Here is an 11,552-nt window from a genome sequence, read left to right as displayed (position 1 = left end):
TTCCTCACGAAGATGATGTGACGACAATGTCCGCCACGCGTCCATGCGTGAGTTCCAATAATAATTTCAGTTCGATTTCAAACAACGCGTTCGGCGCGCCGGCGGCTGCCCACACGCGCGCGAATCGCAGCAATGTTTCATCCACCAGCGTTTCGAGTTGCGCAGGATGCGCGACCGGCGGCACGCCGCCAATCGCGTACGACGAATGGGCGCGCACCTGCTCCGCGTTCGCGATCTGCGCGCGCGTCGCGCCCGCGCACTGCGCGATCTTGTTCGCGTCCGCGCGTTGATCCCCGGCAACCAACGCGAGAATCGCGCGCGTGTCCGCGATAAAGATAAGCGATTTGACGATACTGCCCAGCGGCGTGTTCACCGCGTCCGCCGCGAGTTGCGCGGTGCGCGCGCTGATCGGCAGTTCGAGTACCTCAATCGGTAATTGGCGTTGAATGAAATAATCGCGTACGCGATCAACAGAGCGCATGAAAAATTCAAGGCAGAAGGCAGAACGCTTCGCGTGAAGAATGAAAAAATAGTACGAGGTAATTCATCCTTCCGCCTTCATCCTTTCCACTATTCGCTCGTCATAATGAACAACGGGCGCATTTCAAAACTTTCGTACTTGGGACGCAAACGATCCGTGTTATAATATTTTTCGACGTTCACCTTTTTCTTGGTGCTCGTCACAACGTCAATCGGCATGTTGTCATAGCGACCGTTCTTGAGCACGACCAAGCGTCCGTGAATGCCTTCGAGCAACAAATCGAGCGCGAGATTGCCGTATGCCATCGGCACGATTGAATCAATCGCGTCTGGATCGCCGCCGCGCACCAAATAGCCCAACCGTTGATTCACCACGTTGATCGCCTTGCCGTTGTTGTATTTCGCCGACAAGTCTTTTAGTTGAGCGGAGACTTCGTCGCCGATGCCCCCCAGTTTCGCGTGTCCGTACGCGTCGGTGGTCGAACCTTCAAACACCATCGTACCCTCTTCGAACATTGCGCCTTCGGACACGAGCACCACCGAGTACTTGCTGGGATTGAAATTGCGGTCACTGATGAGCAGTTCGGTCAGGTGCTCCATATTGAATTTGAATTCGGGAATCACACACCGATGCGCCGCGCCTGCCATCGTCGGCAACATCGCGGTAAAGCCCGCGTACCGTCCGAACACTTCGACGACGAGAAAACGTTCGTGCGACCCGGCGCTCGTGCGGAGACGATTCACGAGTTCGATCGTGCGGCTGACGCACGTGCTAAAGCCGATGCAGTAATCCGTTCCTGGCACATCGTTGTCCATCGTCTTGGGAATCGCGATGACCTTGACGCCTTTTTTGTACAACCTGACGCCAAAACTCAACGTGTCGTCGCCGCCGATGGGAATCATATAATCAATCCCCAAGAACTCTAAATTCTTTAGCACTTCATCGGTGAGATCGTTCTTGTCGGCGTTGTACGTGGATTGCAGATGCGGCGGCACATCGCCTTTTTTCACATTGGTGGGATTCGTGCGCGAAGTGTGGAGAAACGTGCCGCCGGTGCGTCCCGCGCGATTGACGATTTCCTCGGACAGCACCATGAAATTTTCGCTATTGTCCGCTTTTTCGTCGCGGACGATGCTGATCGCTCCGCCCCATCCTCGGCGGATCCCAATCACCTTGTACCCTTCGCGCAAGGCGCGAATCGTGACGGCACGAATCGCGGGGTTCAATCCCGGCACATCACCGCCGCCGGTTAAAATTCCGATGACGCCTTTTTTCTTGTTCACGTTCGCCATAGGTGTTGCTCCTTTGCGATAGATTAATGCAGAAATGATTATACACCGATGCAATGCCGTGTCAAAAAATGTCGGGGCGATACATGCATCGCCCCGACGCGTTTAGCCAGGTTTTCCCAATTTCGCTTTTTCTTCTTCCGCGATTTTTTCGTCGAATTTTTTGAACAACGCTTTCGGCTCGCGCAAACGTTGTCCCGGCAAGAGTTGTGATGGTTTCCACTCTTGCGTGTGGATGCCTGGTTCGTACACCGCGGCGGTGTGATCGCGCGATAATTCGTGGAATGTTTTGATCTTCACGGCGCCGAGCAAATCGCCTTCGTAGCCGAGTTGCTGGTGCAGTTCGTGCGACGAGAACGGCAGGAACGGGTAGAGCAATGTCTTCAAGTTATCAATCACGCGGAGCGCGACGTAGAGCGACGTTGCCGCGCGCGCGCGCTCTACCTTGATGGTCTTCCACGGTTCGACGATTTGCAAGTACTGATTCGCCTCGCGCGCGAGGTCCATCGCGATGCCGATGGCTTCCTTAAAGCGCACGCGTTCGAGCGCGTCGCCGACGGTCGTAAATGCCGCTTCGGATTTCGCGATGAGCGCGCGATCCGCGTCGGTCAGTTCGCTCGGCGTCGGCACGCGTTGCTCGAAATTCTTGTACGTGAACGTGAGCACGCGATTGGCGAGATTGCCCCAGGTCGCGATGAGTTCGTCGTTGTTGCGGCGGACAAATTCCTTCCAGGTGAAATCGGTGTCCGCAAATTCCGGCATGTTCGCCGAGAGCAGATAGCGCAACGGGTCGGGATCGTACGTTTTGAGATAATCGTTGATCCAGACCGCCCAATGTTCGCTCTTGCTGAACTTGCGTCCTTCGAGATTTAGAAACTCGTTGGCGGGCACATCGTACGGCAAAGGTAGATTCTCGTCATAGCCCAACAACATCGCGGGCCAAATGATCGTGTGAAAGGGAATGTTATCCTTGCCGACGAAATAGTACCCGCGCACGTCGTCCGCTTTCGTCCACCACTCTTTCCATTTGTCCGGCGTGCCGCGATTCTTCGCCCACTCGACCGACGCGGAATAGTAGCCGATCACCGCTTCGAACCACACATAGATGCGTTTCGAATCGTAACCGGTGAGCGGCAAGGTGATGCCCCAATCGAGATCGCGCGTGATCGCGCGACCGTGCAGACCGCTCTTGAGCCAATTCCGCACGAACGCGACGACGTTCGGTTTCCAGTACCCGTCCTTGTCCGCGAGATAATCGAACAGACGTTTTTCGAACTTGCCCAGGTCGAGGTAAAAGTGTTCGCTCTCGCGCACGGCGATTTTGTGCGGCGGAGTGCCCCACTTGGCAAATTTACATTTCGGGTCAATCAATTCCATCGCGTCGAGCACGCGACTGCAGTTATCGCATTGATCGCCGCGCGCGCGCGGGAACTGACAGTGCGGACACGTGCCGCTGATGTAGCGGTCGGGCAAAAAGCGCGCGTCGTTTTCGCAATAGAGTTGTTTCTCGGTCGCTTTGTAGATGGATCCTTTATCGAGCAAGCGCGCAAAGAAATCCTGGGAGATCGCCCAGTGATTTTCGGTGTCGGTATGCGTGAACAGATCGAACGAGATGCCGAGTTTTTGCCACGCTTCGAGAAACAACGCGTGCGACCGTTCGAACACCTGGCGCGCGGTGATGCCTTCTTCGTCGGCGGTCACCGTCACCGGCGTCCCATGCGAATCGGACCCCGAAACCATGAGTACGTCGTTCCCGATCAAACGATGATAGCGCGCGAAAATGTCGGCGGTCAAATACGCGCCGGCGATGTGCCCCAGATGTAACGGTCCGTTAGCGTAGGGCCACGCGACGGATACCAGGATTTTCTTGGTCATTGTAACCTCCGAAGAAAGGATGAAGGATGGGGGATGAAGGATGAAAACGGATTGCGATTTTTTCATCATTCCGCCATCATCGTTCATCCTTGAAAACAAAAACGCCGCTGATCCAATGAGGCAATCCTCACATCAGTCGGCGTGGCGCACCGGGTACACGCGAGAACCGCGCGCCCACTTTACGGTGCGCCGCTCGGCATAGTCATTCCGCGAATCCAAAATAGAAGCGTGAACATTCTCAACCTCGCTTGCCATTCTAGCACAAAAGCAACGCGTTGCCAAGTAGGGGGCGATTCATTTTTCGCAATTAAAAAAACGCTTCGCCCCTACTTGCAAAAAAATCCCGCTCGCGTTATCATCCACCCGATCAATTATTTTGAAAACGGACAGCCCATCCTTGCGAAGGTTATCAATCACTTTTCCGAGGAATTGCGCCTGCAATCCGTCGCAAGGTTGAGGAGAACTTAAAATGGAGAACAAATGTGACCAAGCCGCGTTTCTCGATTGTTGCGCCATGTTTTAACGAAGAAAAAGTACTGCCCGAATTGCATCGGCGAATTTGCCAAGTGATGGAGCAAACCGGCGAAACCTGGGAATTGGTGCTCGTCAACGATGGGAGTCACGACCGCACGGCGGATGTAATGCGCGAATTGCACGCGCAGGACGCGCGCGTCAAGGTGATTGATTTCGCGCGCAACTTTAGCCACCAACTCGCGGTGACCGCCGGACTCGATTATGCACGCGGCGACGCGGTCATCATCATTGACGCCGATTTGCAAGACCCGCCCGAACTGATTTTGCAGATGATTCAAAAGTGGCGTCAAGGGTACGAGGTCGTGTACGCCGTGCGCACCAAACGCCGCGGCGAATCCTGGTTCAAAGAATTCACCGCGAAATTGTTCTATCGCATCATCTACCGCATCACCGACGTGAAAATTCCACTCGATACCGGCGATTTTCGGTTGATGGATCGCAAGGTCGTGGATGCGATCAAACAGCTGCGCGAGCGGCATCGCTTTATTCGCGGGATGACGAGCTGGGTCGGTTTTCGCCAGACCGGCGTCGAGTACGAACGCCAGGAACGCTTTGCCGGCGAAACGCACTATCCGTTCAAAAAGATGCTCAAGTTCGCGATTGACGCGATCACCAGTTTCAGTTACGCGCCGCTCCAGGTCGCGACGTATCTCGGTTTTTTGATCGCGGGCGTCAGCGCAATAGCCGGCGTGTTCGTCATCTACGCGCGGCTGTTCCTCAGCGATCATCCCTTTTTTGGGCAAGCGACGACGCTCGTCGCGGTACTCTTTCTCGGCGGCGTGCAGTTGATTACGCTTGGCATCATCGGCGAGTACCTGGGTCGCATCTACGATGAAGTGAAAGGGCGACCACTCTACATCGCGCGCGAGGTATTGGGCTTTGACGACGCGTCAGAAAAATCGCGTTAACGCGTTCTGTCCAGACTCCCGCCACACGCGGCGTCCGAATCGCGTCTTGATTCCGTTTGACAAAACAGTGCGCTTGTGCTATAAACGCCCCCAACAATTTCATATTTGCAGGTTTGACTCTTATCCAGAGAGGCGGAGGGACCGGCCCTGTGAAGCCTCGGCAACCGGATTAAAAGTTGGAGCATAGAGATTGGAGATTGGACACACCAATTTCCAACATCCATACTCCAACTTCCAAACTCGGTGCCAATTCCGGCAGAGAACGATTCTGGGAGATGAGAGGACAGCGTTGTCAACGCCTCTTCTTTCAGTAGAAGAGGTTTTTATTTCCCGTACCTCCTCTGGATTGAGAATTTTTCCGAGGAGGTTTTTTATTGGAAATTAGAAATTAGAATTTTGAAATTAGATGGTGCAAGTCGGAACAATCCGGATGCCGACTTCCAACATCCAATTTCCAACGTCCAACATCCGACTTCCAATTCTCAAAAGGAGACGATCATGTCCAACGATACGAACGAACGCAAACTCGGTTTCACGACGCGGCAATTGCACGCCGGTCAGCAAGCCGATCCCACGACCGGTTCGCGCGCAGTACCGATTTACCAAACGACCTCGTACGTGTTCAAAGATACCGAACACGCCGCGCGGTTGTTCGCGCTACAAGAATTCGGCAACATTTACACGCGCATTATGAATCCGACGAGCGATGTGTTCGAGCAACGCATCGCCGATCTCGAAGGCGGCGTCGGCGCGCTCGCCGCGAGTTCGGGACACGCCGCGCAAACGATGGCGATTCTCGCGCTCTGCGGCGCGGGCGATCACATCGTTTCCGCTTCGACGTTGTACGGCGGCACGTTCAACCAGTTCAATTATACCTTCCCGCGCATCGGCATTGACGTGACGTTCGTGGATCCGTCCGAGCCGGAAAACTTTCGCCGCGCGATTCGCGGCAATACGAAAATCCTGTACGGCGAAACGCTCGGCAATCCGCGCATCAACGTGTTTCCCTTCGAACAAGTCGCCGCGATTGGTCGCGCGTACAACATCCCGCTGATGATTGACAGCACGTTCGCTACGCCGTACCTCTGCCGTCCGATCGAGTGGGGCGCGCACATCGTGGTGCACTCGACGACGAAATTCATCGGCGGACACGGCACGAGCATTGGCGGTGTCATCGTGGACGGCGGCAATTTCGATTGGACGAGCGGACGTTTTCCGAATTTCACGACGCCCGATCCCAGTTATCACGGTCTCGTCTACGCGTCGCTCGGCGCGCCGGCGTTCATTCTCAAATCGCGCGTCCAAATTCTGCGCGACATTGGCGCATCGCAATCGCCGTTCAACTCGTGGCTGTTCGTCCAAGGACTCGAAACGCTCAGTCTACGCATGGAGCGGCACACGAAGAACGCGCAAGCCGTCGCGGAATTCCTGGAAGCGCACGGCAAGGTGAGCTGGGTGACGTACCCTGGCTTGAAGAGCCATCCCGATTACGCGCTCGCGAAAAAATACCTGCCAAAAGGTTCCGGCGCGATTCTGGGATTCGGCATCAAGGGCGGGCACGACGCGGGGCGCGCGTTCATCAACAACCTTAAACTTTTCAGCCACCTCGCCAACGTCGGCGACGCGAAAAGTTTGGCGATTCATCCAGCGAGCACGACGCATAGTCAACTCTCGGCGGACGAGCAAACGAGCGCGGGCGTCACGCCCGACTTTGTGCGCTTGAGTGTCGGCTTGGAAGACATCGAAGATATTCTCTGGGATCTCGATCAGGCGCTCGCAAAAGCGTAACAAGTTAGCCCCGAAGGGTTTCCGCGAAGCGAACCCTTCGGGGCTCTAATAGGTCTTATGAACACAAATCACTCTGTCGGCATCGTCGAACGCAAATACTTTACGTTTGCCGAAAACGAACCGATGCCACTCGATAGCGGTGAATCGCTTGGACCGATCACGTTGGCGTACGAAACGTACGGCGCGCTCAACGCGGACAAGAGCAACGCGATTCTGATTTTGCACGCGCTCTCCGGCGACGCGCACGCGGCAGGGTATCATGCGCCCGACGACGAACAAGTCGGCTGGTGGGATGATTGCATCGGTCCCGGCAAAGCGTTCGACACGAACAAGTTTTTCGTCATCTGCTCGAACATCATCGGCGGCTGTCAGGGTTCGACTGGACCCGGTTCGATTTATCCGCTGACCGGGAAACCGTACGGCTTGGATTTTCCGGTCATTACGATTGGCGATGTCGTGCGCGCACAAACATATCTGATGGATCATCTCGGCATCGAAAAACTTCTCGCCGTCGCGGGCGGGAGCATGGGCGGGATGCAAGTCTTGCAATGGTGCGTGAGTTATCCCGAACGCGTGCGCGCCGCGTTGCCCATCGCGACGACGGCGATTCACTCGCCGATGCTCATCGCGTTCAGCGAAGTCGGTCGTCAAGCGATCTACGCCGATCAGAACTGGAACAACGGCAATTACTACGATGGCGTCAAACCAAATGCTGGGTTGGCGCTCGCGCGGATGATCGGACACATCACGTACCTGAGCGAAGCATCCATGCACCACAAGTTCGGACGACGCCTGCAAACGCGCGAACGTTTCGGCTACGATTTCAGCACCGACTTTGCGATTGAAGGTTATCTCAAGCACAAAGGCATCCGTTTCACCGAACGCTTCGACGCGAACAGTTATCTTTACATCACCAAGGCGATGGATTATTTCGATTTGGCGAACGGGCATCACAACCTCGCCGCCGCGTTTGCGAACAGTGCGAACATCGTTTACCTTGTCGTGTCGTTCACGTCCGACTGGCTCTACCCGACGTACCACTCGAAAGAATTGGTGAGCGCGCTCACTGCGGTCGGCGCGGATGTGAGTTACTTGAACATTCAATCCAGTTGGGGACACGACGCGTTCCTGCTCGAAGTCGAAACGATGACCGGTCTCCTCTCGAATTTTCTCGACCGCGTTGTGCATCAGTTTGGGGTCAAATGGGAGTCCAAGTAAACGGGCAGACCTGTCTACGTGTCCACCTGTTTACCTCTTTCCTTGTTTACAATTCACGCGGTCAAATATGAATCAATCTGCAAACACAACGTTACGCGCCGACCTGCTGACGATTGCCGAGTTGATCCAGCCCGGCGAAAAAGTGCTCGACCTGGGTTGCGGCGATGGCACGTTGCTCAAGCATCTCAAAGACACGCGCCAAATTGTCGGACGTGGCGTCGAACTATCGGAGCAGGGCGTCCTCACGTGCGTCCGCAAAGGCGTCAGCGTGCGCCAGGGCGATCTGCACGAAGGTCTCAGCGATTTTCCCGACCAGTCGTTCGATACCGTCATCCTGAGTTATACGATTCCATATCTCAACGATCCGGAATTCATCGTGAAAGAAATGTTGCGCGTCGGTCGCCGCGCCATCGTGAGTTTCCCGAACTGGGGTCACTGGCGTTGTCGTTTGAGTTTGCTGTTGACCGGGCGCATTCCGGTGACGCCCGGTTTGCCGCAACCCTGGGACACAAGTCCACGCGCGCGCCCGCTCACCGTGCGCGATTTCGGCGAGTTTTGCGAGCAGCACAAGATTCGCATTACGAAAGAAATGTACCTCCAAGGCGCGCGGCGCATCCCAGTGCGTCGCGACAAAAACCTCCGCGCAACCACCGCGATATTTGAATTGGCGTAGAGACATTGCATTGCAACGTCTCTACCAATTGGCAGATTCCTGGTTTTGCATTAGAATAGGCGCATCGCAATTGACCTGACCGTCCGCGGTCTTTCACGGAGGAGCCAATGACTAGGAAGCAATCTGCCAAGAAATCGAAATCCTCACGCGCATCCCTCGGAAAAGCGCACGCGCGTCTTGCCAAGCCGCGCCAAAGAACCGCGCGCGGCAAGCGTCGCAAATCGAACGCGTTAGTACCCACACCTCCTGAGCGAACCCCGCGCCGTGTGATGGTGATTGTTCACGGCGGCGGCGACATCCCCGAAAATTATCATGAAGGACTTGTGAACGGCGTCCAAGCGCAACACAGCAAGCCGTTCGATTTCATCTCGGCGTACTATTCCGACGTCATCACGAATCGCGAGCGGAGCATCGCACCGCGCGTCGAATCGCCCGCCGAAGCGAAATTCAAAGCTGACTTTGAAAAACAATTGCGCGAGACGCACGCGCGCACGCAATCCGACAATCAAGCGCGCGGAATCGTGACGACGAGTTTCTTGGGGATTGACAACGCGATTACCGACACGATCAAAGAAGTCGTCGTCTATTTGTTCGACCAAAGCGCCGCGTCCCAAATCCAAGACCGCGTCGTCGCGGCGCTCGACCAAGCCGCGCAGGATTTCGACGAGATCGTGCTCGTGACGCATAGTCTCGGTACGGTCGTAGCGTTTGACGCGCTCAAACAATTCGCGCATCGTTACAAGATCGCGTTCTGGTTCACGCTCGGTTGTCCGCTCGGCAAACTCATCATGACGCGCCTCCGCGCGTCCGACCTCGGCGAAATCGCGCGCGCACACGTGTCTTGCTGGTACAACGTGTACGATACGAACGACATTGTCGCGGGTGTGATCGGATCGTTTTTGCCCGCGCCCGATTTGCACATTCACGATATTTTTGTCGAGGTCGCGCCCGCGATGCCCAGCGCGCACGATTATTTCGCTAACCCGGCGACGCACGCGATTTTGGCAGAGGCGCTTAAATGAGATTTGAACATTCTACCTGGATATACCGAAACCAAGCCGGAAAGTCTAGGACGCGGATGAACGCGGATATTTTTATCCGCATCCCGAAAAACTTTGATGATAGGCAAACAATTCGCTAGTAAGACGCTAACACTGGAGACAATGAATGAAAGCAGTACTCTCAACTCTCGGAACAATCGTATTCGCCTTGCTCTTACTCGCGCTCTTGTTCGTGGTGACGTTGGTTGCAGGTGTGGGCATTGTGTTGGTGGGGCGTGTGTTGACTTTGGTTGGCGACCTCACCACGTTCCAGGCATCGCTCATCGCGTTAGGCGCGGCGGTTGTCATCATTGGCGTTTTGATTCTCGTGCTGCGCGCCGAACCGGCGCGCGTGCCGGAATGGTTGGACGAAGATTACGACGAGAATTATGATGATGAGGATTATGAAGACGCGGACGAGGATGAGGAAGTTAAAATCGTCCCCCCGCGCAGTCGCAACGACCCGTGTCCATGCGGGAGTGGCAAAAAGTACAAACAGTGTCACGGTAAGGTTGCGTGAATATGAAAACGCTCGCCGCCGTTGTGCGCGCCTACAATCAACTCGCGATTGAAACGATTGAACTCGATCCGCCACAGGCGAACGAACTACGCGTGCGCGTGCGCGCGGCGGGCGTGTGCCATTCCGATCTGCACACGCTGCGCGGCGAATTGCGCGCCCAACCGCCGCTCGTGCTGGGTCACGAAGGCGCAGGCATCGTCGAGCAGGTGGGCGCGAAGGTGACGCGTTTTGAGCCAGGCGATCGCGTGCTGGTGAATTGGTTGCCGGCGGATGGCACGTGCCCGGCGTGTTTGCGCGGTCAACCGAACTTGTGTGAGCGGTTACCCAAGACGATATTGGCGGGTTGGTTGCCGGATGGCACGTCGCGATTAAAGACGCTTGATGGCGTTCAACTCAAGCACTATCTCGGCGCGGCGACGATGGCGGAATTTTGCGTGATTGATCAAGCCAGCGCGATTCCGTTTCCCGACGACGTGCCGTTTGAAATCGCGGCGATCATTGGGTGCGCGGTCGCAACGGGCGTCGGCGCGGTCATCAACACCGCGCGCGTCGAGCCAGGGAGTTCGGCGGCGGTGATTGGATGCGGCGGCGTGGGGTTGAGCGCGATCCTGGGTTGCCAGCTTGCCGGCTGTCATCCGATCTTCGCGGTGGATGTGCTCGAAACGCGTTTGGATTTTGCCAAGCAACTGGGCGCGACCGAAACGTTGAATCCGTTGCAGTGCGATGTGCCGGGAACGCTCCAGGCATTCACGCGCGGTGGCGTGGATTACGTATTCGATACGGTCGGCTCCGCCGTCACGATCCCGCAAGCATTGCAAGGCGCGCGACCGGGCGGTGCGGCGGTCATCGTCGGGATGCACGCGGCAAAAACCGACGTGCCGATCCCGGTCGGCGCGCTCGTGTTTCAGAATCGGCGTTTGCTCGGATCATTCGTCGGCTCGATTCGACCGCAAGTGGATTTGCCGCGCCTGGTCGAGTTGTATCGTGCGCGACGGTTACCGCTCGATGCGCTCGTTACGCAACGGTACGCGCTCGCGGATGTCGCGCAGGCGTTTGCGGATATGGAAGCTGGCGCGGTGGCGCGCGGCGTGATCGTGTTCGATGCGGTTTAGTAAATCGGTAGACAAGGAAACAGGTGAACAGGTTAACAGGGCGCGAGGTTGGTTGCCTGTCTACTGGTCTACGTGTTTTCTTTTCTCGACAGCAATGTTTTTGATATTTTGGAG

Annotated in this window: 9 protein-coding genes, 1 pseudogene and 1 riboswitch; of the genes and pseudogenes, 7 read left to right on the top strand and 3 right to left on the bottom strand. The window is 56.0% G+C overall.

Features of this window, described 5'->3' with window-relative positions; genetic code table 11:
• Positions 1 to 4: 4 nt before the first annotated feature.
• The 3 genes from HY868_09330 to metG form a co-directional block, all read right to left on the bottom strand.
• Positions 5 to 481 carry a YbaK/EbsC family protein gene (locus HY868_09330; GenBank protein ID MBI5302327.1) on the bottom strand — a complete coding sequence of 159 codons (477 nt, stop codon included), beginning with the start codon at positions 479 to 481 and terminating at the stop codon, positions 5 to 7.
• 89 nt (positions 482 to 570) lie between these two features.
• The gene (locus tag HY868_09325; protein MBI5302326.1) at positions 571 to 1,773 is read right to left on the bottom strand and encodes an ATP-dependent 6-phosphofructokinase; all 1,203 of its coding nucleotides are present in this window, start codon (positions 1,771 to 1,773) and stop codon (positions 571 to 573) included.
• A gap of 102 nt (positions 1,774 to 1,875) precedes the next feature.
• Complete coding sequence (gene metG, locus HY868_09320) at positions 1,876 to 3,645, bottom strand: methionine--tRNA ligase (GenBank protein ID MBI5302325.1); 1,770 nt, start codon at positions 3,643 to 3,645, stop codon at positions 1,876 to 1,878.
• A gap of 440 nt (positions 3,646 to 4,085) precedes the next feature.
• On the opposite strand from metG, the gene HY868_09315 reads away from it, so the two are divergent.
• The 7 genes and pseudogenes from HY868_09315 (at position 4,086) to HY868_09285 (ending at position 11,438) form a co-directional block, all read left to right on the top strand.
• On the top strand, positions 4,086 to 5,087 hold the full coding sequence (locus tag HY868_09315) for a glycosyltransferase family 2 protein (GenBank protein ID MBI5302324.1): 1,002 nt from the start codon (positions 4,086 to 4,088) through the stop codon (positions 5,085 to 5,087).
• A 117-nt stretch (positions 5,088 to 5,204) separates the two neighbouring features.
• A riboswitch (SAM riboswitch) is annotated at positions 5,205 to 5,369 on the top strand.
• 216 nt (positions 5,370 to 5,585) lie between these two features.
• Positions 5,586 to 6,875 (top strand): O-acetylhomoserine aminocarboxypropyltransferase/cysteine synthase, encoded by a 1,290-nt coding sequence (locus HY868_09310; protein MBI5302323.1) that lies wholly within the window; start codon positions 5,586 to 5,588, stop codon positions 6,873 to 6,875.
• Between the two features lie 57 nt (positions 6,876 to 6,932).
• Entirely contained in the window at positions 6,933 to 8,093 is a 1,161-nt protein-coding gene (locus tag HY868_09305) for a homoserine O-acetyltransferase (GenBank protein ID MBI5302322.1), read from the top strand.
• Positions 8,094 to 8,160: 67 nt separating this feature from the next.
• Positions 8,161 to 8,766 carry a methionine biosynthesis protein MetW gene (gene metW / locus HY868_09300; GenBank protein MBI5302321.1) on the top strand — a complete coding sequence of 202 codons (606 nt, stop codon included), beginning with the start codon at positions 8,161 to 8,163 and terminating at the stop codon, positions 8,764 to 8,766.
• Between the two features lie 107 nt (positions 8,767 to 8,873).
• Entirely contained in the window at positions 8,874 to 9,788 is a 915-nt protein-coding gene (locus tag HY868_09295) for a hypothetical protein (protein MBI5302320.1), read from the top strand.
• 472 nt (positions 9,789 to 10,260) lie between these two features.
• Positions 10,261 to 10,326, top strand: a pseudogene (locus HY868_09290) (SEC-C domain-containing protein).
• A gap of 2 nt (positions 10,327 to 10,328) precedes the next feature.
• Complete coding sequence (locus HY868_09285; protein MBI5302319.1) at positions 10,329 to 11,438, top strand: Zn-dependent alcohol dehydrogenase; 1,110 nt, start codon at positions 10,329 to 10,331, stop codon at positions 11,436 to 11,438.
• The last annotated feature ends 114 nt before the right edge of the window (positions 11,439 to 11,552 follow it).

The organism is Chloroflexota bacterium (genome assembly GCA_016219275.1).
Lineage (GTDB): Bacteria > Chloroflexota > Anaerolineae > UBA4142 > UBA4142 > JACRBM01.
Note: the sequence above shows the minus strand (reverse complement) of the source record. Positions and strands in the feature narration are given on the sequence as shown.